Origin of the sequence: Streptomyces mauvecolor, assembly GCF_039532965.1 — a bacterium.
GTDB lineage: Bacteria > Actinomycetota > Actinomycetes > Streptomycetales > Streptomycetaceae > Streptomyces > Streptomyces violascens.
Genome location: NZ_BAAASQ010000038.1, coordinates 75,267 through 100,008, shown reverse-complemented (window position 1 = coordinate 100,008; position 24,742 = coordinate 75,267). Strand labels below are relative to the sequence as shown.

Genomic DNA, 24,742 nt, shown 5'->3' with positions numbered 1-24,742 from the left:
CATACCTCGAGCGAACTACCAAAACCGGACCCTGACCAGCCACCTAACAAAGTCCTACTAGACAGTGCCGCGTCCTTCCGGCCGCCATCACCGTGTCCGTTGGCAGCGGGGGTGTGTCGCCATACCGGCTCTGGATCGGTCTCCGCTGGCTCGTCAAACGAGCGGCGCCCTCGCGGCGGACGACGCCATCGCCAAATGGTCCCTTCGGGTGGCCGGCCGACGGGACGGTGTAAGCCGGGCGGCCGTTGGAGAGGTTCCCGCGCGTGACTGTGACCCCCGCTGCTGACATGCTCCGCCTGCTGGGCGGATTCGAGATCTCCCAGGCGCTCTACGCCGTCGCGCGCACCGGCCTCGCCGACCTGCTCCTCTCCGGACCCCGGCCCGTGACGGAACTCGCCGAAGCCGCCGGTGTCCGCTCCGACCTGCTGCGGCGCCTCGCGCGCACGCTGGCGGCCGAGGACGTGTTCACCCTGGACGAGGCCGAGGACATGGTGGGCCTGGGGCCACTGGGCACGACCTTGGCCACGGGCACGCCCGAGTCGGTGCGCAACGTCGCGCTGATGTGGATGGAGACGCACTACCTGCCGTTCGCCGAGCTGACACAGACCCTGCGCGACGGGATTCCCTCGGCCGACCGGGTGCTGGGGCAGCCCTTCTTCGACTGGCTCGGCCAGGACCCGGCGAAGGTGGCCACCTTCAGCGCCGCGATGGCCGACCTGCTGCGTACCCTGCGCCAGGACGCGCTTGCCTCGCTGGACCTGGCAGGGGCAGGCAGCGTGGTGGATGTCGGCGGCGCCGACGGCGCGGCCCTGGCGGAGCTCGCCGAGCGCCACCCGGACCTGCGCGGCACCGTGTTCGACCTGCCGCATGTCGTGGCGGCCGCCCCCGAGTTGCTGCGTGCCCGGGGCGTCGCGGACCGCGTCACCGCCGTGGGTGGCGACTTCTTCGCGTCCGTGCCCGGCCCGGCGGACTGCTACCTGGCCTGCTTCATCCTCCACGACTGGCCCGACGACCGGGCCGTCCGCATCCTGGAGAACATCCGCGCCGCCGCCGCGCCCGGTGCGCGGTTGTTCCTCGTCGAAACCGTCCTCGGCGAAGGCACGCAGCCGCAGATCGCGAATCTGATGGACCTCACCATGATGGGCATGCTCGGAGGCCGCGAACGCACCCGTGACCACTGGCAGACCCTGCTGGCCACGGCAGGCTTCCGGCTCGACCGCATCCGCCCGACCAAAGGCCCGATGTGCGTCGTCGAGGCCACGCTCCAGCCGTGAAGTTCGTGGACACATTTGTTTTTCGTCCGGAATGAGAGGTTCAGCGAACTTTCGTGATGCGCCGGACGTCTTATGGGGTGAGCGGCCGTTGACCTGGCCGCTCGATGGGGGCACCGCACGGGCGGACCTGTGCGGCGGTGCAGAAGACGAGAACACGGGGGTGTTCCATCGTGACCGACATCATCGAGCGCATCACGGACCGGCTGACCGGCGAGGCGTCACCGGCCCCGCAGGACGGTGAACTGACGCCGTACATTGCGCCCTTGCCCATCCCACCGGTCCTGCGTCCCGCCTCCGGTGACGTACGCGACGAGACCGAGATCGCCATACGGCCGACCTGGGTGAGGCTGCACCCGCAGCTGCCGCCCACCCTGATGTGGGGATACAACGGGTCCGTGCCTGGCCCGACCATCGAGGTGCGGCGCGGCCAGAGGGTTCGCATCGCGTGGACCAACCGCGTACCGAAGGACAGCGAATATCCCGTCACCTCGGTCGAGGTCCCGCAGGCCACGCCCCTGCCGTCCACCGAGCCGGGACGCGGCGGCGTGGAGCCCGACACGGACGTCGCGGCGTTGCCCGCCTGGACAGTGACGCACTTGCACGGCGCCCGCACCGGCGGCGGGAACGACGGCTGGGCGGAGAACGCCGTGGGGTACGGCGATGCCCAGCTCTCGGAGTACCCCAACGACCATCGGGCGGTGCAGTGGTGGTACCACGACCACGCGATGAACATCACCCGGTGGAACGTGTACGCGGGGATGTACGGCACCTACCTGGTGAGGGACGACGAGGAGGACGCGCTCCAACTCCCTTCCGGTGAGCGGGAGATACCGCTGCTGCTGGCCGACCGGAACCTGGACACGGACGACAACGGCCGGCTCAATGGGCGCCTGCTGCACAAGACGGTCATCGTCGACCCGAAGAACGCCGAGACGGGCATGCCGGTGTCGCTGCCCTTCACCGGTCCGTACACGACGGTCAACGGCCGCATCTGGCCGTACGCCGACGTGGAGCCCGACTGGTACCGCTTCCGCCTGGTCAACGCGTCCAACGCCAGGATCTACGACCTGGTGCTCGTCGACGAGCACAACCGGCCGGTGCCGGGCGTGATCCGCCAGATCGGCAGCGACGGAGGGCTCCTGCCGAGTCCCGTGCCCGTCGACTTCGGCCACGACCTTCCGACCCTCACCATCGCCCCGGCCGAGCGGATGGACCTGCTCATCGACTTCCGGGCGCTCGGGGGCCGGGCCGTTCGCCTCGTCAACAAGGGGCCGAACGAGGCGCCGGGCGTCCCCGACGTGGCGGGGAACCTGCGCTATCCGCAGGTCATGGAGTTCCGCGTCAGTACGTGCGAGAGCCCGGGGGAGCCGGGCGACGGCTTCCAGATGCCGGGCGTCCTGTCCGGTTCGTTCCGCAGGATCACGCACGAGGTCCAGCACGGCCACCGCCTCGTCGTGCTGACCCCGCCTGGCACCAAAGGCGGCGGCGGAGAGCCGGAGATATGGGAGATGGCCGAAGTTGAGGACGCCGGGAGCCTGGCGCTCCCGGCCGACGGAGTCATCCAACTGCGCGGTACGGACGGTGCGTTGAAGACATACCGTCGCATCGCACGCACCTTCAACGACGGCCTGGGCTTCATGGTCGCCGAAGGCACCTACGAGCAGTGGAGCTTCCTCAACCTCGCTGTGAACCCGCCCGTGACGCATCCGATGCACATACACCTGGCCGACTTCCAGATGCTCGGCCGTGATCCGTACGACGTGTCGGGCTTCGACCCAGCGGTGGGCGGCACGCGCAGTCCCGTGACGTTCAACCCGGCTCTGCAGATCCCCCTCGCGCCGAACGAGTATGGGTACAAGGACGTGTTCCGGGTGCCCGGTGGCCAGGTTCTGCGCGTGATGGGCCAGTTCGTCGGGGCGTACGGGCGGTTCATGTACCACTGCCATCTGCTGGAGCACGAGGACATGGGAATGATGCGACCGTTCGTCGTCATGCCCAAGGAGGCGATGAAGTTCGAGCACGGAGCCGGCCACGGCGGCCACGGCGGACACGAGGGACACGGCGGCTGAGGGGGCGCGTCGCGTAGGGGGAGGCGCGTGGTTGCGCGGGGCGGCTCACCGGCACGAGGAGGGCTGCCTCCGCTTCCCCGGCGGCAGGCATGCGCTGACGCCTGCTCCCGGTTGCATCGCTGCCCGAGGACATTCATGCCTCTCCGCGCGGTTCACGCCATGACGGAATCTCCCGACACGGTCCGGGCCGCCGAGCCGTCACGCTGTGGGCCGAAACCGGCAGCATGGGCGGGCTGACCGGGCCGGTCATCGGAGGATGGGCTGATCCGCCGTCAACGCCGCCGCCGTGGTAGCCCGGTACTGGCTGGGCCGAACGCACGTCAGCCCCGGTACAGCCCAACCCGAACCGCTCGGCCCATGACCATTCGCACGGATGTGACGAATCGCCGCACTGGACAAGGGACTTGCAGCAAGATCACCCTGCTTCATTGCCCGGACAAACCCGCCAGGCATCACCGCCGGGGGAGACATGCCGGACCTGGAAGACTCGCCGCTGCACTGCGTGATGTCGTCCGACGGAGGTTCCGGTACGTGTCGAGGCGAACGCTGCCGGGGGAGCAGTACACCGAACCCGGCCGGGATCCTGGGCTGTTCGGGCCGAACTCAGCGGCATGGGTTCGTGCATACCGACATCCTGGCGATCGCGGGCAGCCTGAGCGGGCTGATGCTCGGCCAACTCCACCCTCGCGCGCGCTCCATGGCGTCATCAGCGCTCTCCGTCGGTGCATCGGCGAGTACTGGAGGGTGAAGGAAGCCCCGCCTGCGCTGCGCATGACCTGTCCTGAAGTCCCGTTCTCCCCTCGGAGGACGGGGCTTCGTACGTTTCCGCACGAGCTCCTTCAGCACAGCTTCCCGGTGTACCAGGCGTTGCGGATCTTGGTGGCGGGGCCGAGATAGGTGACACCCGGGGAGACGCAGCGGTTCTTGTCCCAGCCGAGCACGACGTCGATGTGGATGTCGATGATGCTGCCGTCGTGGGTGCAGTGGTTGTAGTACGAATTGCCGTAGCTGACGAAGTAACCACAGGCGGCGGCGTGGGCGGGGGCAGCGGTGGCCACGGTGGCGCCCCCCAGCAGGGCGAGGGAGGCAAGAGTGGAGGCGATCCGGCGTGTGCGCATCTGGGTCTCCTTCGTGGGGCGGTCGACCCAGGTTAAAAGCCGGATAAATAGCTTGTACAGGGCGCCTCGTACGGCCTGTACCCGTTCCGCTTCCCGAAGCGGGATCACGCGAACAGGCGTCCCCCTGTTTCGGCTTGGCCTCACCGTTGCTCTGCTCGGCATGTCCGAGGGAATCGCATGGATCGGTGAACACAGCTACGAGGCCCCTGGGCTCGGCGTGCCCGGGATGCTCGGCCGCATCTCGCTGACCGCCGCTCGCGGTGTGGAGACGGAGGAGTTCCTGGTTCGTCTTGGCGGACCAGGAGCAGCTTCTGTGCGGGGATTCATATAGCGAGCGGCATGAACTGTCTATCAGGCCGTGGTCGAAGTCGGCGACCTGCCACTGGTGATCCTTCCCCAGCCGCAGACGGGGTGACACACCAAACGGGCGGGCGGCGACCCGAATCCGTCATCCAGGGAGAGCGGGGCGGAGGCCAACGCGGCTGAAGTAGCGGTGGACGGTGACCTCGCGGGGTGGCGCCGGCTGATCGGCCGGTCGCAGGCGCGGCGAGGCTGCGGGATGCGCTTGCGCGGGGAGGAAGAACCCGTCGATGTCGGCGAGCCGGCCGTCGCGGTGGAGCGCGGTGCTCACGCTCGCCGTGGCGGGCCCCAGCTCCCGGCGGACCCCGTCGGCGGCCCGCGGAACGGTGAAGGGCTCCACGGCGGTGTTGGTGAGCAGGCATCCCGGATCGGGATCGGGGCCGGTCTCGAACGCCGGGATGAAGAACGACCGGATGCCCGCCACACGGTCCGGGGGTTCGAGGAGACGGGTCCGGACACGGGCCCTGCGCCACCTGGTCGTTGTAGGCGTCCAGCGCTGCGCAGAACAGGCCGTCCTTGCTCTGGAAGACCGGGTACAGGCTGCCCGGGTGCGGCCTGCGCGTTCGGTCAGGGAACTCTGCCCCCGTGTACCTGGCTTGGTGATTCATGATCACGTATGCAGGACTGGTTGCATTCCAGCAGAGGAAGAGGACCAGTGCACGACCGCCACGACAACGACAGAATGGCTGCCGCCCGGAACGGGCGCACCCCGGTCAGTAGGCCCGCGGACGGAGGCGGGACACCGCCCCAAGGCCTCCTCGCCCTTCAGGCAAGCGCGGGCAACGCCGCTGTCGTCCAGTTGCTGCGTCAGGCCGGCCATTCCTCGGCCCAGGAACAGCACCAACACTCGGCCGGGTGTGGGCACCAGCAGACCGGGCAGCCCGCGCATGCGGTGCAGCGGTCTGCTGTCCACGAGGTCCTGCGCGCCCCCGGACGGCCGTTGGACGACGCCACGCGCACCGACATGGAGGCACGCCTGGGCGCGGACTTCTCCGGAGTCCGCATCCACAACGACAGCGCCGCCAAAGCCTCGGCCGCCGAGGTCGGCGCCCGTGCCTACACCTCTGGCCATCACGTCGTCATCGGCCACGGTGGCAACGACAAGCACACCCTTGCGCACGAGCTCACCCACGTGATTCAGCAACGTCAAGGCCCCGTGGCCGGCACCGACACCGGTGCGGGCCTGAAGGTCTCGGACCCGGCTGACCGGTTCGAACGCGAAGCCGAGGCCACCGCGCGTCGAGTGATGTCGAGCCCGGTCGCTGCTCAGCCGGATGTGCAGCGGTCAGCGGTCAGCCAGAGCTCCGTGGCCGAGCCGACGGTGCAGCGGGTGCAGGACCGGCTCACCGACGCCTACTGGGCCCAGCAGGCCCAGGGAAAGAAAGTGGTGAAAGCGCCGACCAAAGCGTCGGCGGGCCGCAAGGGTGAGGACATCCTGAACGACGTCGGGCCCAAGCTCATCAAGGAACTGGCCAACAAGTGCAGTGGGAAGTCCGAGGAGGAGCTGGCTGCGATGGGCCGGCTTGAACTGTTCCGGACGATGGAAGCATGGGAAGCCGAGGACATCGAGGCCTGGTGGGCGAGGGACGGTGATGCGCCTACGAAGCTGAACAACATGAATCAGTGGGTCCTTGACCACGAGTCCGACGGCAAGGCCTCAGGAGAGTTCAACAAAGCATTCGGCGAGACGAAGAAGACGGCGGTCGATCCTTCCAATCCGAAGGACGGCGTCCTGCCGGTCGGCGCCCACCTCGGTGACGAAGTGCAGGCACGCAGCTATTTCAAGCGTCCCCAGGAGCAGGTGACGATGAAGTTCATCCTGAGGCCCGGTGCCCACGAGTTGCTCTTCCACCCTGATTACGTGGCCGTCGACGGGAGCGGCAAGGGCCGCACACCCGAGTCGCTTCGAAGCATCCACGGCGGCATGCCGCAGGCCAAGAAGGGCGAAGGAAAGCTTGAGGGGTACGTCGGGATCAAGCAGGAGGATCGGGGCGACTTCAGTGTCAGTCTGGGTACCAAGTGGTCAAGGCTGCTGTTCCAGATGTTCGTAGAGCGGATCGAGAGGGTTTGATACGTCCCTGGAACCGGTGGGGGCCGCAGAACACACTGTGGGACATCGAGGACGGGAAGCCCGTGATGGGTCCCGTCCCGGATCGCTGTGGCTGACGCGGTGCTGGAGCGCTGGCTGATTCCCCAGGCGGTCGGTCAAGCGGTGAGGACGGTGGTGGGTGACTCCCGGTCGCCAGCCCGTCCATGACCCGAAGGACCTCGGAGGCATCGGCCACCGCGTCGGCACCCACCAGGCTCACACACCAAACCACGCCAGGCATTACGGACTTGAGCCTTGACCACACCTCGCCCAACCCAACGGAAACAGAAATGGTTTGGCGAAACCCTCCAAGCACGGAGTGGATGGACATACATGGCCATGTCCAAGCCCATGTCCATGTCCATCCCGCCGCCACCGGTGCGAGCTGGGCGCTGCGCAGCAGCAAGCACCCTCACCCCGAGAGGTTCGCCGAGACGATCGCGCCGATGAAGCCGTCCGTCGCAACCTGGCGCGCGTGCCACGAGTCGGCGCCCGGCGCGGCGACGTACATCCGGAAGAAGAAGAGCGGATCACCGCTGGATCCGGTACGCAGACCCACATCGCGGTCGCGTCGGGCGTAGTTCTCCATGGTGACGTAGTCCCCGCCGCTCGACGCGACCGCCGTCCCGAAGTGGTACTCGAAGGTGTTGTCGTTGCCGGCCGCCCGGTTCTGCTTCCGCTGCTCCTCCTGCGCCGCATCGCCGTAGCCGACCGTGACCAGGATGTCCCCCGGGTTCGGTGTGGGCATGAACTCGTTCATGCCCAGGGCCTCCAGGGCCTGGTCCACCGCCGCGGGGTTCACCTGCACCAGTGCCTGGAAGCGGGCGCTGAGGTTGGCTCCGTATGCGAGATACGCATCGGGGCCCGCAGCGGCGGCCGTCGCGAAGTCGGCCGCCAGGGAGCTGCCGTCGATGCGGTCGATGAGCCGGGCGAGTCCGATGTGCCACTTCTCGATGCCGGGCGTGGCCGGGTTGAAGGCGCCGCTCACGAACGCCGCCATCTCGTTGCACCGTTGCGGCGTCCGGACGTCGAGGCCCTGCTGGGTCTCCTTGCCGTGCCGGCCTTTCTTCTGGACCTTCGGCTCCACCTGGTACAGCTTGCGCTCGCCCCGATCACCGGTCAGGAGAAGGTATTTGGAGGTCTTGACCAGCGTGACGGCTCCCTTCAGCTTCGCGTTGGCCTCGCCGATACGCGTACTCGTCGCGAAGAACACCTTGGGCTCGTTCACGCCGTCTTCAATCGCCAGATCGCGGGCGGTGGAGATGCGGAGCGGCACGGTGCCCGCGCGTACCAGATTCGGCGTGAGTTCTGCCGGGTTCTCGAAGTAGCTTCCGTCGCGCTCCTGTTGGCTCACGAAGAACTCGTTGTCGCCGGTCAAGTCCTGGTCCTTGCCCAGGATCCTCCGCTGGCGCTTCTCGGGGTAGCCGGGATCGCCCGGGGCCACCGTCTCCGCCCGCTGGACGGTCGCCGTCCGCTGGATCGTACGCACCACCGCATTGTTGCCCGCCACCCGCTGGAGCGCGGAGGCCTGAGCAGGGTGCAGCGCGGCACGGTGCTGGAGCGGGCGGGCGGGTGCCGTGAGGTGGAGCGGCGGCCGCGGGCGCTCCGCGCCGGGCTCGGACGGCCTGTCGTGTGCCCGCATCTCGTGATCCTCCTGGTGGGCGAGGCGTATCCCGCGATCTCTCGAACTCCACCGACCTTTACCGCTCCGCGCCCGCAGATCCAGAGCGAGACGGGCGCCGTCGCGGGCAAACACGACTGCCCGTGCAGACAGACGGACCGTGCAGACCGACGGAACCGGATGGCGCGATCCTGGTCTCGGCGGATGACCCTCTGCTGAGACCTCGTTGTCACCCTCGGCAACAACCGCTATGCCTTTCGGGGGCGTTGGGAAGATTAGGAAGATCGGCTGTGGCTCAACGTCCCCGGGCCCTTCTACGGCGGGGAGACCGACACATGCTGGACGGGGCGGCTTTCGACCCCCGCCCAGGTCCTCTACGGAGGTGAGTACCTGACCTCATGGTGCGGTGTGCCAGTTGTCGGACAGTCGTGCAGGATGCCGACGAGCGGGTCGGCGTGTGTACATGTACCCCCTCCGGCGCGTCACGGTGCCGAACCGTGCTGTTGGACGTGGCGGGGTTCGCCGGCCGTGTGACATGCCCCTCTTCCGCCGTCGTTGCGGTGGTCATGAGGGGAGGTGGAGCATGTGGTGATGACCTCCTCGTTCCGCCCGCCGCATGTCGGTGGCCGACCGGATCCAACAGTCGGGACTACCGCGTGCGGTGAAGAGTCCCCTCCCGCCCGCGGGTACCTGCTGGACAACGCGCGCGCCGAGGCGGGCGAGCGATTCGTCTGGCTGGCCGAGCTGTTCGACGGTGTGACGCGCGGGCACTTCGATCGGCTGGGGGTCGGGGCCGGCTCGCGCTGCTGGGAAGTGGGGGCCGGTGGCCCCAGTGTCCCGGAAGCGCTCGCGGCGGCCGTCGGTCCGACCGGGCACGTGCTGGTCACGGACATCGACCCGATCTGGTGCACGCCCGGCTCGTGCTGGTCCATGTACCCGACCGGGCCCGGGCGTTGGCCACGATGGCGGCAGCACTCCGGCCCGGCGGCTGGCTGCTGATCGAGGACGCCGATACCGCTCTGCAGCCACTGGCATGCCTGGACGACAGCGGCCCTGCGCAGCGGCAGGCCAACCGGCTGCGCGACGCGGTCCGGGAGCTGCTGACGCGCCGCGGCGCGGACCTGCGCTACGGCCGGACACTGCCGCGAGCCTTGCGTGAGGCCGGCTTGGTGGATGTCGCCGCAGCGAGCTCTTTCCCCTTCGGCGGGCCGGCCTGTGACCGGCTGGAGGCGGCGACCATCCGGCACGTGCGCGGCGAACTGCTCGCGGCCGGCCTGGCCGACGACGCCGAGATCGACGCACACCTGGCCGCCATCCACGCCGGCGAACTCGACCTGACACTCGCGCCACTGATCTCGGCCTGGGGACGCCGTCCGGCCGAGTACCCGCCGGCACTCGGTTAGGGGCGGGAACCGAACACACCAGCCAGTGAAAGGGGCCATGGCGGTTGCTCCCGCTGGTCAGCGGAAAGACAACATCCCTGGTAGGCCTTCGGTGTTCGTATCAGACACGAAGGGTTCGCGTCTGATACGAACACGATCAGGTTGTCGAGGCGACCGGACAGCCGGCCTGGCGGTCCCGCCTGCCAGGCCGCGAGCGTCAAGGCTGGGCCCCAGCCCGGGCTCCCAGCCCTCGCTCGTCATCCGCACCCCATCCTCGACGGGTACCTCGCCGTACGGCCTACTTCGGCGGCGCCTGGAAGCCGCCGATCTTCCGCTCAAGCAGTTCGGCCAGCCGTAGCGGGGTGCGGTCCTCGAACATCGGGCCGATGACCTGTACGCCCACCGGCAGGCCGTCGGGGGACCGGCCCGCCGGTATGGCGGTGGCGGGCAGGCCGGGCATCGTGGCCAGGCCGGCCCAGACGAGCTGGTCGAAGTACGGGTACTCGACGCCGGCGATGTCGATCCGGCGCTCCAGCGGATTGGGGTTGTGGTCGTGCGGGAACGCGGGAGTGGGCGTGATCGGGCACACCACGGCATCGAACTCGGCGAACAGCTGCCGCCAGCCGTGGCGGTGCAGTTCGCGGAGGTTGACCGCCTGGAGCCAGTCGCGGTGACTGAACACCATCGCGCGCAGCCGTGCCGCGTCGAGACTCTGGTCGTCCGAGCTCAGCCCGGCGGCGCGGGTCCGCAGCTGCTCGTACGATTCGAGGGGAAAACGTGCGACGGAGCCCGAAACCAGCAACTGGCTGTACAGCGTCCCGGCCTCGGCCAGGTCGGGTAGCAGCGGACTGTGCCGTTCGACGTGGGCTCCGCCGTCGACAAGCGCGTCGGCGACCCGGTTCACGCCCGCCCGCACCGCCGGCCCGGTCGGAATGAGTGGATGGTCGTCGAGGATCAAGACCCGGAAGTCGCGGAGCCGTTCGTGGCGCGCGGGCGGCAACCTCAAGTGGTGCGCCATGCCGTGTGTCAACGGATCCGGTCCGGCCATGACGTCGAGCAGGAGCGCGAGGTCGCGGGCAGTGCGCGCCATCGGACCGACGACGGCGAGGTCGAGGTCGACCGGCAAGGCGGGTGCGGCCGGCTGAACCATACCGCGGTTGGCCGCAAGGCCGAGTGTCGGCTTGTGTGCGTAGATGCCGCAGAAGTGCGCGGGGGTGCGCAGCGAACCGGCGAGGTCGGAGCCGATGGACAGCGCGCCGAATCCGCACGCCAGGGCCGCCGCCGATCCGCCGGAGGATCCGCCCGACGTGCGGCCGTGGTCCCACGGGTTGTTGGTGGTGCCGTAGATCTCGTTGAAGCTCTGGATGTCCTGCAGCCCCAAGGGCACATTGGTCTTACCCAGCACCACCGCGCCGGCGGCCTTGAGCCGCGACACCTGTACCGCGTCCTCGGCCGGCACATAGTCCCGGTGTTGCGGCATGCCCCAAGTCGTGGGCAGCCCGGCGATGTTGTAGGACTCCTTGACCGTCACCGGAATGCCGAGCAGCGGCCGGTCCTCGCCGCGGGCACGCGCCTCGTCGGCGCCGCGTGCCGCGGCCCGCGCGCGGTCGAAGTCCGGCACACAGATCGCGTTGATCTCCTTGTCGTCCCGCTCGATACGGGCGATCGCCTCGTCGGTCAGTTCCACGGAGGTCACTTCACCGGCACGCAACGCGGCCGAGAGTTCTTCGGCCGTCTGAAAATTCCAGTCCATACATCGGACGGTACGGGTCTCTGGGGGAGGTCACGAAATGGCGTTTCGCGCAACGGGGTTGGCGCTCGGGCCACAGGCAATTCTCCCGACCGATGGCGATCGGGATGCACAACTGAGTGCGTTACGTCCGATGGCCCCAACACCGGCCCGAGACACGTCTCGACCCCGACATGGCGAGCTACTGCATCGTCAAGGCGATCAACGACGGGCCCGACGGTGCGACGTCCGGCCGGCACCGGGAACCGAAGCAGGCCTTCCACCCCCCTGGCCCGGCACTACCGACGGGCGCGACACTGAACCCTGCCCGCGCGGTCCCGCCCGATCGGCCGATGGAGTGCGCCGGGGGAGTGCGGGGGTGGGGCGTGCGTACGGCCGCGAGACGGCTGGGTAGGGTATGCGTCGTATGTACCGACAAGGGGTGGGGTGGATGGTGAGCCGTCAGCACACGTGGACCGCAGCGGGTTTGGCCGTGGTGATTGCGCTGGGCGCGGTCGGCTGTTCCAGTGGGAACGGCAAGAAGTCCTCCGGCGACGGGAAAGCCTCGCCGTCGCTCTCCGCGTCCGGCGGCGCGACGGGTGCCGGCGGTGCACCGGGGGGCGTGAAGGCGCTGCCCGGCCTGCCGACCGTGTCCACCGCGCGCACGGACCTGGCCGGCCTGAAGGTCGCCCCGGCCAGCTCGATGGCGGGGTACAGCCGCGACAAGTTCCAGCACTGGGTCGGCCAGGGCGGCAAGTGCGACACCCGCGAGACCGTGCTGAACCGGGACGGCACCGGGGTCAAGCAGGACGCCGAGTGCAAGCCGGTGTCGGGAAAGTGGGTCTCCCGCTACGACCACCTCACCTTCGACAGCGCCTCGAAGATGGACATCGACCACACGGTCCCGCTTGCCAACGCCTGGCGCTCGGGGGCGAGTTCGTGGACGGCCGAGCAGCGCAAGGCGTTCGCCAACGATCTCACCCACCCGCAGCTCGTCGCCGTCTCCGCGACCAGCAACCGGGCCAAGGGCGACCAGAGCCCGGACCAGTGGGCGCCGCCCGCCAAGGACTACTGGTGTGCGTACGCCGAGTCGTGGACCGCGGTGAAGGCCACGTACAAGCTGACCGTCACCCAGGCGGAGAAGGCCAAGCTGACCGAGATGCTGAACATGTGTGCAGCCTGACGGCCGAGTACGAGTCGCGGCAGAGGGCAGGGCAGGATGGACGGCATGAACGGTAACCAGGAGCACCCGGCCGAGGGCGCGGCCGCGCAGTCGTTCACCGGTCGGGTCACCGCGGGCCCCGGCGGGGCGATGACGGACGAGGTCGGCGTGATCACCGGCGACCTCACCCTCACCACGAGCGTCGGTGAGGACCACTTGGCCCGCTTCGCCATCCAGTACACCGAGGCGGACGAGTGGTACACCCTGACGGGCAGCCCCCGGCCGCTTCCGCCGGACGGCCTTGAAGCCCTGCACACCCGCACCCTGGAGGCGATCCGAGTGGGCGGCGCCGCCGAAGCACCGACGACGTAGGCCCGGCGGCCCCCGGGCCCGTGGCCCGGGGCCCGCCGAGCAGGCTCGATCCGGCACGGCGTCCGGCGGGCCGTGTGCGCGTCACGTCACCACCTGACTGATGCCATTGGTCGTGTCGATCCGGACCACACCTGGCTGTCGCTCGCCGCCGATGCGGAAGGCTGGTCACTGCGGTTGCAGGAGACCCGGCGCCTGCGCGCGCCGTCGTCCGAGGCGACGTGGTCGCCGAGAACCGTCAGAGTGCGGCGAGCGATTCGTTGCGGTACGCGGGGTCGTGCGTCCGCGCTCCGGCCGTGGGTGAATGGGTTGGGCCGCTCGGGGGGTGCGGGCCTGCACTTGTTCCGATGCTCGGGTTTGGTGGGAGTTGTCCCGTGTACGCCGAACCAGGAGCTTCCATGCGTCGTCTCGTTGTTGCCACCGTTCTGACGGTGGTTGCCGCTGTGGGGTTCGCGCCCGCTGCCGTCGCGCTCGATGGTGATCTGCTGATCCCCTCCTATCCGATGGGTCATCACCCCGGGCCGGGTGATGTCGCCAGGGGCGGCGGATCTCCGTATTCGGTGACTCTCAGGAAGGACCGGAAGCCGCCGTGCTGGTACCAGCACGACGACGGGACATTCTCGGCGTACGACTACAAGCAGAGCACCGGGCAGTGCCCCTGGCCGGGCAACGTCGAACTGACCTGACGGCCTCGCTCAACCCTCACTGTCCGCGGCGTTCGCCCAGGCCCGCGCCGTGGCCGGCGACTTCACCACACCCCGGCCAGTCCCACGGGCATCTCTCCTGCAGGGATGCCCTCGATGACTCCCGACGCCACGTCGAAACGGTATCCGGGTGACGTTGCACAGCCACCGGCGTGACGCGGGAACGCCTGACCAGACAGGTCGCCGACTGGCTGCAGAACCACCTCGAACCCGAGGGCGTGGGCATGGTGGCCGAGGCGAGGTTCCGCTCCTGGCCTGGTGCAAGCACCCCTACTGGCCCGTTGAGCGGCCTTGGTTCCCGAGCTCGCAGACCGGCGCGGGCCGGGAGCCGCGCGGAGGCGTTGGGTCAGTTGGTGAACTTGTTCGGGGACGGGGCGATGCCCTCGCTCAGGACGTCCGCGAGCATCGCCAAGTGTTGCTCCGCTTTGTCGTAGTCGGTAATCGACTCGCGCAGTCCCCCTTGAGCAGGTCGACGGAGTAGGCGATGGTCTGCGTGATGTGCTCCTTGAGCATCGGCTTGTTCGCGGCGTCCTGGCCGTAGTACGTCGCGATCGCGGCCCGGATGTCGCGCTGGTTCTGCAGCAGCCGGGCCGGATGAGGTGATCGACGATGTGGTGGGTGGGACCTCGGGCAAGACGGACGCTGCCCCTGGGGCCGGGAAGGCTTCGGAAGGAACCTGTGCTTCTCGTTCGAGTCGAGGGTCCCGACGTCAAAGGTGGCGGAGGCCCTTGGCCCGCACCGATGGTCCTGCTCAAGTGGCGGGAACGGGCGCAAGCCGGTAGGCGTTCTCGTGGGTCACCACGAGGCCGGCGGTGGGCGGCGCGAAGTGCGTGCCGAGGACCAGGGTGTCCGTGCCGGCCAGGGAGCCGAGCAGCTTGCGGCGCGAAGCCTCGGACTGGGCCGGGTCGATGTCGACGCAGGCGCCGATGGCGGGGTGGGCGAACTGGACCGGGTGGTGGATGCAGTCGCCGGTGATCAGCGCTGTCTCACTCCGGCTGGTCAGTTCGACGGCGATATGGCCGGGGGTGTGACCGGGCGTGGGCAGCAGGCGCAGGCCCGGAGTGACCTCGACTCCCTCGGCCGGGACGTCGACGAGGTCGAGCAGCCCCGCCTCTTCGACCGGGATCACGGAGTCGCGGAACATGTGCCTGCGGGCCTCCTCCATGTCGTACGCGGCCCAGAACTCCCGCTCGGCGCGGGAGGTGACATAGCGGGCGTTGGGGAACGTGGGGACCCACTCGCCGTTCACCTCCCGCGTGTTCCAGCCGACGTGGTCGGCGTGCAGGTGGGTGAGGATCACCAGATCGACGCTGTCCGGGTGGAAGCCCGCAGCGGTGAGGCGGTCGAGGAAATCGGTCCGCAAGTTGTGCCACGCCGGGTTGGCCCGTTCCTTGCCGTTGCCGATTCCCGTGTCGACGAGGATGCGCAGCCCGCCGATGGTGAAGGCGAAGCTGTGGCTGTCGAGGTGAAGGATGCCCTCGGGGTCGGCGAAGTCGGGGCGCAGCCAGTCCTGGTGCTTGACCACGTCCGTGGTGGCGTCCGGCAGCAGCCAGGTGCCGGTCGCCGGCGGAAGGAGGACCTCGTCGATGCGGTGGACGGTGACAGCGCCCACGGTCCAGGAGGGAATGGTGGTGGGCTGGTCGTCCGGTGAGGCGCTCATGGTCCGTCGTTCCTTTGCTCTTCAGTGGTGTTCTTCAGTGGTTTGAGCGGAGTTGGTCGTCTGCGGTGTGAAGTGCCTTGCGTCCGGACGCGGTGAGTGCTGCCGCCACCGCGACAGCGGGGCGAGTGGCGGCAGCGGCGTAGGCGCGGGAAGCGGTCCGCGGGTGCGGGCTGCGGGGCACAGGCTTTCCGTGGCTGACGTCTGACGTGGCGTTGGACATGGGCTCTCTCGCTAAACGCAATCGGTTTGCTTTAGTCCATCGTAGGTCCTAGTGTCGACTAAAGCAAAGCGTTAGCTTTTGGCGCGGGGGTTCCCAGGACTGCTCCGTCGCCAAGTCCGATCAGGAGAGAACGTTCATGTCCGCTGCCGAACTCGCCCCGTCGGAGGCGGCCCGCTGGGCCGACCGCGCCGGGCTCCCACTGCCGGCTGACCGGCTCGCCGCGGTGGCCGCCACCGCCAACCACATCCAGTCCGTCGTCGCGATCCTGCGGGAACTGGACTTCGGAGACACCCCGCCTGCCGCCGCCTACCGCGCCGGAGAGGAGAAGAACGATGCAGCCGAATGAACTGTCCATCGCCGACGCCGCCGACGCGATCCGGGCACGAAAACTGTCCCCCGTCGAGCTGGTGGACTCCGTCCTCGACCGCCTCGGGCAGGTGGAGCCGTACCTTCAGGCCTACGTCACCGTCACGGCGGAGGAGGCCCGCAGGGCGGCGCGCGAGGCTGAACGGGATGTCGCAGCCGGCCGTCTGCGCGGTCCGCTGCACGGCATCCCCATGGGGCTGAAGGACCTGATCGACGTCGCAGGCGCAGCCACCACGGCCAGCTCCCGGGTCCGGGCGGACCACCGCGCGAAGGCCGACAGCACGGTCGCCGCTCGCCTGGCCGCGGCCGGCGCGGTCCTGCTCGGCAAGACGCACACCCATGAGTTCGCCTACGGTCTGACCACCCCGCAGACCCGCAACGCCTGGGATCGCGACCGGGTCGCCGGTGGCTCCAGCGGCGGTTCCGCCGTCGCCGTCGCCGCGGGCGCCGCGACCTTCGCCCTGGGCACCGACACCGGCGGATCGATCCGGGTGCCCTCCGCACTCAACGCGGTCGTCGGCCTCAAACCGACCTACGGCCTCGTTCCCCGCCACGGTGTGACGTCCTTGTCCTGGTCGCTGGACCACGTGGGCCCGATCACCCGCACCGTGGAGGACGCCGCCCTGGTCCTGTCCGCCCTGGCCGGCCACGATCCCCGCGACCCCGCCTCCCTGATCACCTCCGGCCCCGACTACCGGCCGGGCGGCGCCACGGAACTGACGGGCCTGCGCATCGGAGTGCCGCGCAACTACTACTTCGACCACGTCGACCCCGAGGTGGAGTCCGCTGTCCGGCGCGCCACAGCCGAGCTCGAGAGCCTTGGAGCGCGGCTCGTCGAGGTCGAGATCCCGATGACGCGCTACATCCAGGCCACCCAGTGGGGCCTGATGGTGCCGGAGGCCACCGCCTACCACGAGCGCACGGTGCGCGCCGTCCCCGACCTGTACCAGGCCGACGTGCGGATTCTTCTCGAAGCCGGCGAGCTGATGCCGGCCGGGGACTACCTGCGCGCCCAGCGCTCGCGCACGCTCATGCGGCAGGCCTGGGCCCGCCTGCTGGAGGAGGTCGACGTGATCGCCGCCCCGACGGTCCCGGCCACTGCAGTGAAGACGGACGACGAGGCGATCACCTGGACGGACGGCACCGTCGAGGGGGTCTCCGACGCCTACGTACGCCTCTCCGCCCCCGCCAACATCACCGGCGTGCCCTCGCTGTCCGTCCCGGTCGGCCACGATACGACAGGCCTGCCCGTCGGCATGCAGCTGATCGGCCGCCCCCTCGGGGAGCGGGTGCTGCTGCGGGTCGGCCACGCCTACGAGCAGACCCGGCCCGCGCGGCGACTGGCAGCCGTATGACGGCACCAGGCGGACCGGCTCCGGCTGCACCTCCCGAACCCGGGACGAGCGGCCCGGGCCGCACCTCCCGATGCCGGGGCCAGCGGCTGAAGCAACATATTTGCCTTAAGCTGGTTCCATGAGCCGAAAGACCATGGTGCGCCCCGGCGGACGCAGCGCCAGGGTGCAGGCATCGGTGCACGCCGCCGTGCGCGAACTCGAGGCGGAGGTGGGCCGCGAAGCCCTCACGGTTCCTCTCGTGGCCACCCGCGCCGGAGTCACCCCGTCCACGATCTACCGCCGCTGGGGCGACCTGCAGGAGCTGCTGTCCGACGTGGCGGTCGAGCGCCTGCGGCCCGAGACGGCGCCGGAGGACAAGGGGAGCCTGAGGTCCGACCTCGAAGCCTGGGCCGAGCAGTTCCTGGAGGAGATGTCCGCCCCCACAGGCCGCGCCTACATCCGCGACGCCCTGCTCGGCGACCCGGACGGCACCAACGCCAGCCAGTGCTCGGCCTACGCGGCCGAGCAGGTCGACGTCATCCTCGATCGCGCGGCCGGCCGCGAGGAGAACGCACCCGACGTCGAGACAGTCCTCGACCGCGTTGTCGCCCCCATGATGTACCGCATCCTTTTCCGTCCCGAGGGGCTCGACACCGCGTATTCGCGTCAGTTGGTGGTCGGACTCGTCGGGTCGTACGACCGCTGACCCAATGCTCTTGAGGCCGGCTCATCCGCTCCCGAGCCGGACTGTTGCACCCCTGACAGTCGTGGCCACCAGACCGCAAGCCGCGCCCCTGGGCATTTAGGCGGGCTATGCCAGGGTGCCTTGGGGAGGGCAGGTCGCGGGGCGCGGCACGGTAGCTGATCGGGGTGGGTTCGGTGAGACGGTCGACGCGGAACAGTCGCCACGTGGCCGTGTTCGGTGTCGTGGGCGACGAGGTATTCCACGGGGGTTGGCTGCGATCAGGGCGTGCGGTTCCACGCGCGCTGGCTCGTTTCGCCGCTTCGCCTGTGGTGGGTGAAGGCGACGGTGACGGTCCCGTGGTCGGGGCAGGCGGCGGCCAGGGTGGCAAGGGTGGGGGAGTTGGTTGCGGTGCGTCTGGCGAATACGAGGGGGCAGCGATTCCTGCCGCCCGTCGATGGCTGGCTGACCAGACCTTCGCATCAACCCTCCATGATGGCTTTCAAGGGATCTCGTGAAGATGTCAGCAAGCGGAAGAGCTGGGAACGCCGCATGCGTGCAGACGAACAGAACGGGCAGATCGTGATCACGATCGATAATGAGGAACTCATGCGGATGACCGGCATCATGGCCGAGTCCCTGAGTCTGCCCACACGCTCCGAGCTTTACATCCGGACAGGCCGTTCCAAACGGAATGCAGAGGAACTGGTGAAGGGGCTTCAGGGTGTTGCCGGGGGAGAGGCAGGGACGTTCGAGCTGGATCTCGCGGTCGGCGTTGAAGAGGAGGAGAACCCGCGTCGCCCGTGGAGTTGAGCGAGTCTCGTTTACAGGTGATCGGTCGGCGTCCCGGGCGTCGGCTGAAGAGTGGTGAAATATGTGGTGCCGTCCCCTTTCTGAGTAGTTGCAGTGTGGCTGGTCGGGCCGGTGGGCAGGGCTGGAATTGCCCTGGTCATACGGACCGGAGGCTGTCGATCGGAGTTCTTGTGATCTTCCGTTTCCGCCAAGCTGCCGCTGCCTCGCTCACGGTCGCGGCATGCGGCCTGGGACTGCTCAGCGCCCCAGCTCAGGCCACTCCGGCCCCCCTCACCGCCCGCGCTGCACCGCTCTGCTTGGAAAAGACAGAGGACGACGGCTGCACCATCCCCAAACTCGGCCTCATCACAGCGCGCGTCGGAGCGTGCCGAACCACGCCGAGGGACGGCGACTGCCCGGAAGGGCAAGAAGGCGGAACCGAAATCATCGAGCTCGACCCTCACGGGCCGCTGGCCAAAGCAGGGCTCAAGCCCCACGAAACGATCGTCGGGATCAACGTCATCCGCACCCGGCCCAACACCAACTCGTGGACGCCCCATGCCCTCTACGCCAGGGCCAGCACCTTTCCCGCGGGTACCCAGGTGAAGGTCCGCTACAAGACGGACGGCGGCTCGTACCGGGGCGCCAGGCTCATCATGGGCTGACCCCCTCCGCCGCGGCGAGCTTCTCGGCCCTGCGTGTGGACACGCCGAGCAGGTAGGCGGTGGCGACCACCGAGATCAGGGCCTGCTCGGCCCGCCGACGGCGCTCCAGCAGCCACTGCGGGAAGCAACTGCCGGTCCTGAGCCCGGCAACGGTCGGCTCGACGGTGTCCGCCCGGGTGTCCCACTCGCGCGAGCGAGCGGTAGCCGTTGCGGTGATGGACGCGCTCGTCACCGACCTGCCCGTATGCGGCATTGCAGAGAGCATCGGCCTGCGCGGACATGAGCGCATCGGCGAACGTCTTCACCATCGCGCGCAGCAGATCCGGACTCGCCGCAGTGACACTGTCTGCCGCGAGGTTGCAGGGGCGCACCGTCGGGTGCGGTCATCGTGCTGATCTCCTTCGGGGCTTCGACACTTCGGAGATCAGCCGGTGGCCGTTCGCCCATGCAGGCCGCACCCCGACGCGCGAGCAAACCCCGGATCAGGTCGAACCCGTACACCACCTCCATAGACGCAACCCGCAGGACAGCCCGTGACAAGGGCACGACGAACCAGTGCCGCGCCGGTTCAGCGGCTGATCCCGGCCGGAGGACCGGCGGAGTCTGATGGCTGGTGCCTCACATGCAGGATCCCGGGACTGTGGCTGAGGCCGTGTCCCGGGACCCTGTGTGTCTCGCTATGTTCCTTGCCCACCCGTGCTCTGTGGGTGGTGTGGGGAAGATTGGGGGTGGGTCAGTGCCAGTGGCCCACGCCGCTGTCCTGGTTGAAGTTGAAATCGTTGTCGTGGCAGCCGTTGCCGCACTCGTCGATGGGGGCGCTGGCGGTGGCGGTGTGGGTGGGGGCTGCTGCTGTTGCGGCGGTGGCGGGAAGGCCGAGGAGGCAGGCGGCTCCGAGAATGATGGCGGCGGTACGGCGCATGGGAAGGTTCTCCTTTTGTGTCGGGTCAGTTGGGTTGGCTCGGTGGCTGGCCCGGGCCGGCCCTTGGGTGTCCGTGCGGACGGGCGTGTGCTGGTAGGGCGCCAGGCGACGGTAGCCGTGAGCCTGTGTTCATGGTCAGCCTCTCCCCGGACCTCCCACCGCGACAGCGGAGAGCATCTGAATGAGTGAAGATCAAGATTCCTCCCCGGAGCCTGCCGGGAAGCGAACGCTGCCCATGCGGGTGTGCGGGCGGCGGCGATGCCCGCGCGGGCCTTCTTCCCCTCTCCCGCTCGGGGAGTTCCCCCCCCCCCCCCGTTGGCGCACCCCGCTCGTCCCTCGTGCGCCTGGCAAGAGCGCACTCCCGGTCCCTGAGGAGGGTTACGGGAGCGTACGGCCCACCACTGGCGAAGTGTGGTGTCCTGCCCGGGAGCCTGCTGGTGTTCCCGTCTCATCAGCCCTGTCTGGAGGGCCCACTTGGGCGGGAGGCCTTGCGGCGGCCCCCTGCGGCAGGGGCCGTGCAGTTCGGCGCCGGATCCGCCATCGGCCGGCGGGAGCGGCCTGCGTGTCCGTGGACAGGTGTGGGATCGGATCCGCTGTCGGCAGCGGGTCGGCGGTGCCGGTGTCCGGCAGCACGGAGTCCCGGGGCCATGCCGTTCCCCGGGACTCCTTGTGCAGGTCCACTTCCTTGACCTGCCCGTTCAACGACTGGCCGCAGCTGCGGTCACCCTGACGGCTTTACGCCCAGTCGATGCCGAGGTCGGCGAGTTGCTGTTCGTTGAGCGTCTCGCGGCGGGTTTCCTGGTTGGTGAGCCACACTGCGAGGCGTACGTCGTGGTCCTGGCCGTCGATGGTGAGGTGCTCGGTGTGCTGGCGCGGAACGACGGTTCGCTGCTCGCGCCTGCCTCCTGCAAGGAGCTGGAATGCGTACCACCGTCGGCCATTTCACCACCGCTCGCGGGCTGCCCCGTACGATCGCCGACATCCTCACTGCCGTGTACCCGGGCGCCGCCTGCCTCGTCCTGTCCCGGGACGAGGACGACGGCGTCCAGTGGCGCCAGAGCATCCGGGACCCAGGGTGGCGACGACCGCGTGCGGCTGGAGTCGGGGCGCCCGCCGCGCGGCAGTACATGGTCCCGGGACTGTGATGGTCCCGGGACCGTACGTGGTTCTGCTTTCCGCTACCGGCCGAACGATCAGGCGATCAAGGAAAAATGTGGGCGCGAGTCAGTGCCAGACCCAGCCGGAGACGTGGCTGTCCATGTCGAAGTTGAAGACGCTCTCACAGGGCCCGACACTGCAGGAGTCGACGGGGGCACTGGCGGTGGTGCTAGTGCCGGGAGTGCTGGGTGCTGCTGTCGCGGTAGTGGCAGCGAGACCGAGGAGACAGGCGGTGCCGAGTATGACGGCTGCGGTACGGCGCATGGGAGGGTTCTCCTTGAGTCGGTTGGGGGTTGGCTCAGTGGCTGACCCGGACTGCCATACGGCCGGGACGAGGCGCCGGAGGCGACCGGCAGCCGTAAGCCCGTTGTTCATGGTCAGCCTCACTCCGTGCCTTCCGGCGTGACAGCGGGAGGCGGCTGAATGGGTGAAGATCAAGACCGGCGCTTTCTCGGTGCCTGACCGCTCACGGTGGCCGGCGCGGTGCGCGCCACGAGGCGCCGCACAAGCCACTGCGTTCGCCCTGCGGCCGACGAGCGCCTGACAGGTCAACGACCCCTGGTCGTGCCGCGGGCGAGGGCGTAGGGGCTTACGCAGAAGGCTGCGATGTTGCAGGCGACGGTCAGAGTGGGGAACAGTCAGTAGGCGAAGCCGCGTCCGTGGGACGGCGATACGGTTGGCACGCCGATCATCGAACCAGCACATGGTGCCGTGGCCTCAATCACCTCACAGGCCTCGTCAGCACCACATCCACATCCACACCCACACCTGCATCCGGGCCGCTCCCGGCGAGGACCTCGTCCCAGTCTCCCGGGCGATACACAGCCGCGTCAGTTGTTCCTCGGCAACCCTGAGCTGTTGCTTCAATTCATCGATCTGGCCCTGGAGTTCCTCAACCCGAGCACGGGGCCGTTGCTCCTCGATGTTCCAGCTCTCTACTCGACGAGCCCATCGCTGCCCCCCCCAAAGCCCTGCCGCGACAGTAGGAGACACGAGTCCGTCGCCACTGTGGCTCGGCATCGGGTGGAGGAACTCCAGTCTGGGGCTGCGGAGTTGGGCCTCGGGAGGATCTGTATCGGCTGGAGATCAAGCGGGAGAGGGTCGCGCAGGTGCTGAGGATGTCGGTTGGATCTCCCCACCCCCAGTCACCTGATGGGGAGTGAGGATATGTGGCTGTACGCGTGCGAGCGCTTCGAGGCGCTGCACCTCGTTGACCGCGACGTGGCGACGGTCCCCATGTACCGGTGCGGGGGCCGGACGTTCGTCTGGCCCCCGCACCGGGGGCGGCGGCGATGCTCGCCGGCTCCCGTGCCTGGGTCAGACCCGGTCGAGCTGGTCCGGGATGACCGAGCCGTCGGCGCGCCGTACGGGGCCGTGCGTGCCGTCGGGGTGCGTGGCACCGGTGGTGGCGCACGGGTAGGCGCCGGACTTGCGTGGCAGCGGGTCGATGAACATCGGGTTGGCCACCCAGCGGCCGTCCGCGTCGTCGAAGGCCCGGCACATCAGCTCGGACTTGTTGCGGTTGATGGCCACGTGGGCACTGGTGGCGTCGTCGACGAAGGTGACGTCGGTGTCGGCGTCGCCCGCGCCGAGGGCGATGCGGTGCGCGAAGTCCTGCTTCTGCCAGGCCCTGGCGCCCTTGATCTTGAAGATCTCCTGATTGATCATGCAGCGCTTGCCGTCCATGTAGGGCAGCGTGTCGCCCCGGCCGGTCTCGACGCCGCCGCAGCCCTTGATCTCCGTGGTGAGACGCCCGTGCTTGGTGACACTGCGGATGCCGATGGTGTGACCACGGTCGAGACCGACGCCGCTGGACCACGCCTCGGCGATGGGCTCGGATGAGGCGGAGACGATGTAGACGTCGAAGCCGGCTGCCTTGAGGGTATGGATCAGGTCCTTCTGCTGGTCGTAGTAGCGGATGTAGCCGGCCAGGGTGTGCGTGCCCACGGTCTGCTTGGTACCGACCGGCGCGGAGAGCTGCTCGGCGCGCGCCTTCTTGGCGAAGGAGGTGAGCTGCCCCGGAGTGTGACCGGCGAACAGCTGCGGTATCCAGGCATACGCGGGCACGGTGCGGCGGTGGTTCCAGTCACCTGCGAAGGCGGCCTCGCCGGCCATCGTCTGCGACTTCTCGCGGATCTCGAAGATCTCGTCGGCGCAGGCCGCGTTCTTCGAGGTGGGCAGGGGCCGGCCGACGCGCACCTCGGTGCCGCACGCCTTGGTGAGAGCCTTGTCCGCGGCCGGGGTGAGCCAGGCGCTGGTGTCCCGCCAGCTCTTGGGCTGGAGGATCTTGTCGTGCTTGAGGGCCCAGGCGAGGGTTGCGTCCGTGATGTCGTTCTTCACGACGGTGTTGTCCCAGTCGAAGGCGGCGACAGGGCGGGGGCCGCCCTTGCCGGAGCAGGTGCCCCGCTCGTCGATCATCTTCTGCAGCTTGGCGCGGTTGGCACCGGCCCAGGAGAGGTTCTTGGCGAGCTGGGGGCACTTGGCGCCGGACGAGTGGGCCGGTGCGGCGGTGGCGGGGACCGTAGCGGCGAGGACCGCGGCGGCCAGGAGGCCGACGACGACGGCGGGCTTCTTGCGCATGCGTTCTCTTACGTGTGAGGGCTGGCAGGACAGGCCGGGGTCGGCGGGTGGCCGTCCGGGCACTTGATCATGGACCCTACACAGGGTTCGCATAGCCGCCCGAGATGCCACCGGCGACGAGGAACTCGGCGGCGCCGACGAAGCGGGAGTTGTCAGAGGGAAGGAAGGCGACGCTGGTGGCCATGTCCTCAGGCTCGGCGGAATCGCCGTGCCCACCGTCCGGACCGGTGACGTGCGTTGATCACCCTGGACCACACGGCCGCCCTTGCCTTGGCCCACGGCCACCGGCTGCTCGCCGGGCCGGCTTCCGTCCCCGGCCGGGGACGGCCGGGCTCGCGCCCACGTGCCCGCCTTGTGTCCGGCCGGGACAACCGTGGTCGTCGCCACGTGGGCACAAGAACTCCGGTTCCAGGAGGCAAGGGTGAGCCATGACGTCTCGAATGAGCTGACCTATTCTCGTCGACCGAAAGGGATGCTGCTGACACCTCT

The 24,742-nt window shown here is 68.9% G+C and carries 20 protein-coding genes and 2 pseudogenes; 13 read left to right on the top strand and 9 right to left on the bottom strand.

The window, feature by feature from the left end:
• Positions 1-263 precede the first annotated feature (263 nt).
• On the top strand, positions 264-1,274 hold the full coding sequence (locus ABD346_RS34465) for a methyltransferase (protein WP_344380251.1): 1,011 nt from the start codon (positions 264-266) through the stop codon (positions 1,272-1,274).
• Between the two features lie 170 nt (positions 1,275-1,444).
• On the top strand, positions 1,445-3,343 hold the full coding sequence (phsA, locus tag ABD346_RS34460) for an O-aminophenol oxidase PhsA (RefSeq protein ID WP_344380250.1): 1,899 nt from the start codon (positions 1,445-1,447) through the stop codon (positions 3,341-3,343).
• Between the two features lie 839 nt (positions 3,344-4,182).
• Here phsA and ABD346_RS34455 read toward each other — a convergent pair.
• Together ABD346_RS34455 and ABD346_RS34450 are read right to left on the bottom strand one after the other, a co-directional pair.
• Positions 4,183-4,461: a DUF6355 family natural product biosynthesis protein gene (locus ABD346_RS34455; RefSeq protein ID WP_344380249.1), complete on the bottom strand. Its 279-nt coding sequence runs from the start codon at positions 4,459-4,461 to the stop codon at positions 4,183-4,185.
• Positions 4,462-4,909: 448 nt separating this feature from the next.
• Positions 4,910-5,245, bottom strand: coding sequence for a hypothetical protein (locus ABD346_RS34450; RefSeq protein ID WP_344380248.1), 336 nt, complete (start codon positions 5,243-5,245; stop codon positions 4,910-4,912).
• 258 nt (positions 5,246-5,503) lie between these two features.
• Between ABD346_RS34450 and ABD346_RS34445 the strand changes: the two genes are divergently transcribed.
• Positions 5,504-6,892, top strand: a complete 1,389-nt coding sequence (locus tag ABD346_RS34445) for an eCIS core domain-containing protein (RefSeq protein WP_344380254.1) — start codon at positions 5,504-5,506, stop codon at positions 6,890-6,892.
• 430 nt (positions 6,893-7,322) lie between these two features.
• On the opposite strand, the gene ABD346_RS34440 is transcribed toward ABD346_RS34445, so the two are convergent.
• A complete protein-coding gene (locus ABD346_RS34440; RefSeq protein ID WP_344380247.1) occupies positions 7,323-8,552 on the bottom strand; it encodes a hypothetical protein in 1,230 nt (409 codons plus the stop codon).
• 669 nt (positions 8,553-9,221) lie between these two features.
• Here ABD346_RS34440 and ABD346_RS34435 point away from each other — a divergent pair.
• Positions 9,222-9,934: pseudogene (locus ABD346_RS34435) on the top strand (methyltransferase domain-containing protein).
• Between the two features lie 277 nt (positions 9,935-10,211).
• Here the strand turns inward: ABD346_RS34435 and ABD346_RS34430 are convergent.
• Positions 10,212-11,666: an amidase gene (locus tag ABD346_RS34430; protein ID WP_344380246.1), complete on the bottom strand. Its 1,455-nt coding sequence runs from the start codon at positions 11,664-11,666 to the stop codon at positions 10,212-10,214.
• Positions 11,667-12,135: 469 nt separating this feature from the next.
• Here ABD346_RS34430 and ABD346_RS34425 point away from each other — a divergent pair, with 469 nt between their 5' ends.
• The 3 genes from ABD346_RS34425 (at position 12,136) to ABD346_RS34415 (ending at position 13,859) form a co-directional block, all read left to right on the top strand.
• On the top strand, positions 12,136-12,825 hold the full coding sequence (locus tag ABD346_RS34425) for an HNH endonuclease family protein (RefSeq protein ID WP_344380245.1): 690 nt from the start codon (positions 12,136-12,138) through the stop codon (positions 12,823-12,825).
• Between the two features lie 45 nt (positions 12,826-12,870).
• Positions 12,871-13,176, top strand: a complete 306-nt coding sequence (locus tag ABD346_RS34420; RefSeq protein WP_344380244.1) for a hypothetical protein — start codon at positions 12,871-12,873, stop codon at positions 13,174-13,176.
• A gap of 395 nt (positions 13,177-13,571) precedes the next feature.
• A complete protein-coding gene (locus ABD346_RS34415) occupies positions 13,572-13,859 on the top strand; it encodes a hypothetical protein (RefSeq protein ID WP_344380243.1) in 288 nt (95 codons plus the stop codon).
• Between the two features lie 769 nt (positions 13,860-14,628).
• Here the strand turns inward: ABD346_RS34415 and ABD346_RS34410 are convergent.
• Positions 14,629-15,537: an MBL fold metallo-hydrolase gene (locus ABD346_RS34410; protein ID WP_344380242.1), complete on the bottom strand. Its 909-nt coding sequence runs from the start codon at positions 15,535-15,537 to the stop codon at positions 14,629-14,631.
• 356 nt (positions 15,538-15,893) lie between these two features.
• Between ABD346_RS34410 and ABD346_RS34405 the strand changes: the two genes are divergently transcribed.
• From ABD346_RS34405 to ABD346_RS34385, 5 genes are all read left to right on the top strand, one after another.
• Positions 15,894-16,103, top strand: coding sequence for a hypothetical protein (locus ABD346_RS34405; RefSeq protein ID WP_344380241.1), 210 nt, complete (start codon positions 15,894-15,896; stop codon positions 16,101-16,103).
• Entirely contained in the window at positions 16,090-17,478 is a 1,389-nt protein-coding gene (locus ABD346_RS34400) for an amidase (protein WP_344380240.1), read from the top strand. The genes ABD346_RS34405 and ABD346_RS34400 overlap by 14 nt, the downstream gene beginning before the upstream one ends.
• A gap of 118 nt (positions 17,479-17,596) precedes the next feature.
• Positions 17,597-18,163, top strand: a complete 567-nt coding sequence (locus ABD346_RS34395) for a TetR/AcrR family transcriptional regulator (protein ID WP_344380239.1) — start codon at positions 17,597-17,599, stop codon at positions 18,161-18,163.
• Positions 18,164-18,427: 264 nt separating this feature from the next.
• Positions 18,428-18,952 carry a hypothetical protein gene (locus tag ABD346_RS34390; RefSeq protein WP_344380238.1) on the top strand — a complete coding sequence of 175 codons (525 nt, stop codon included), beginning with the start codon at positions 18,428-18,430 and terminating at the stop codon, positions 18,950-18,952.
• A gap of 170 nt (positions 18,953-19,122) precedes the next feature.
• The gene (locus ABD346_RS34385; RefSeq protein WP_344380237.1) at positions 19,123-19,596 is read left to right on the top strand and encodes a hypothetical protein; all 474 of its coding nucleotides are present in this window, start codon (positions 19,123-19,125) and stop codon (positions 19,594-19,596) included.
• Here the strand turns inward: ABD346_RS34385 and ABD346_RS34380 are convergent.
• Positions 19,592-19,983, bottom strand: a pseudogene (locus ABD346_RS34380) (transposase); the annotation flags it as partial. The gene ABD346_RS34385 and the pseudogene ABD346_RS34380 overlap by 5 nt on opposite strands.
• A gap of 346 nt (positions 19,984-20,329) precedes the next feature.
• Positions 20,330-20,515 (bottom strand): hypothetical protein, encoded by a 186-nt coding sequence (locus ABD346_RS34375; protein ID WP_344380236.1) that lies wholly within the window; start codon positions 20,513-20,515, stop codon positions 20,330-20,332.
• A 920-nt stretch (positions 20,516-21,435) separates the two neighbouring features.
• On the opposite strand from ABD346_RS34375, the gene ABD346_RS34370 reads away from it, so the two are divergent.
• Positions 21,436-21,660: a hypothetical protein gene (locus ABD346_RS34370; RefSeq protein WP_344380235.1), complete on the top strand. Its 225-nt coding sequence runs from the start codon at positions 21,436-21,438 to the stop codon at positions 21,658-21,660.
• 79 nt (positions 21,661-21,739) lie between these two features.
• On the opposite strand, the gene ABD346_RS34365 is transcribed toward ABD346_RS34370, so the two are convergent.
• Positions 21,740-21,937, bottom strand: a complete 198-nt coding sequence (locus ABD346_RS34365; RefSeq protein ID WP_344380234.1) for a hypothetical protein — start codon at positions 21,935-21,937, stop codon at positions 21,740-21,742.
• 1,053 nt (positions 21,938-22,990) lie between these two features.
• Positions 22,991-24,253, bottom strand: a complete 1,263-nt coding sequence (locus ABD346_RS34360) for an HAD family hydrolase (protein ID WP_344380233.1) — start codon at positions 24,251-24,253, stop codon at positions 22,991-22,993.
• Positions 24,254-24,742 lie beyond the last annotated feature (489 nt).

Excerpts from the sequence above, each read along its gene's own strand:
- ABD346_RS34455 (WP_344380249.1), bottom strand. The coding sequence starts at position 4,461 with ATGCGCACACGCCGGATCGCCTCCACTCTTGCCTCCCTCGCCCTGCTG.
- ABD346_RS34445 (WP_344380254.1), top strand. The coding sequence starts at position 5,504 with ATGGCTGCCGCCCGGAACGGGCGCACCCCGGTCAGTAGGCCCGCGGAC.
- ABD346_RS34440 (WP_344380247.1), bottom strand. The coding sequence starts at position 8,552 with ATGCGGGCACACGACAGGCCGTCCGAGCCCGGCGCGGAGCGCCCGCGG.
- ABD346_RS34430 (WP_344380246.1), bottom strand. The coding sequence starts at position 11,666 with ATGGACTGGAATTTTCAGACGGCCGAAGAACTCTCGGCCGCGTTGCGT.
- ABD346_RS34420 (WP_344380244.1), top strand. The coding sequence starts at position 12,871 with ATGAACGGTAACCAGGAGCACCCGGCCGAGGGCGCGGCCGCGCAGTCG.
- ABD346_RS34415 (WP_344380243.1), top strand. The coding sequence starts at position 13,572 with ATGCGTCGTCTCGTTGTTGCCACCGTTCTGACGGTGGTTGCCGCTGTG.
- ABD346_RS34410 (WP_344380242.1), bottom strand. The coding sequence starts at position 15,537 with ATGAGCGCCTCACCGGACGACCAGCCCACCACCATTCCCTCCTGGACC.
- ABD346_RS34405 (WP_344380241.1), top strand. The coding sequence starts at position 15,894 with ATGTCCGCTGCCGAACTCGCCCCGTCGGAGGCGGCCCGCTGGGCCGAC.
- ABD346_RS34400 (WP_344380240.1), top strand. The coding sequence starts at position 16,090 with ATGCAGCCGAATGAACTGTCCATCGCCGACGCCGCCGACGCGATCCGG.
- ABD346_RS34395 (WP_344380239.1), top strand. The coding sequence starts at position 17,597 with ATGAGCCGAAAGACCATGGTGCGCCCCGGCGGACGCAGCGCCAGGGTG.
- ABD346_RS34375 (WP_344380236.1), bottom strand. The coding sequence starts at position 20,515 with ATGCGCCGTACCGCCGCCATCATTCTCGGAGCCGCCTGCCTCCTCGGC.
- ABD346_RS34370 (WP_344380235.1), top strand. The coding sequence starts at position 21,436 with ATGCGTACCACCGTCGGCCATTTCACCACCGCTCGCGGGCTGCCCCGT.
- ABD346_RS34365 (WP_344380234.1), bottom strand. The coding sequence starts at position 21,937 with ATGCGCCGTACCGCAGCCGTCATACTCGGCACCGCCTGTCTCCTCGGT.
- ABD346_RS34360 (WP_344380233.1), bottom strand. The coding sequence starts at position 24,253 with ATGCGCAAGAAGCCCGCCGTCGTCGTCGGCCTCCTGGCCGCCGCGGTC.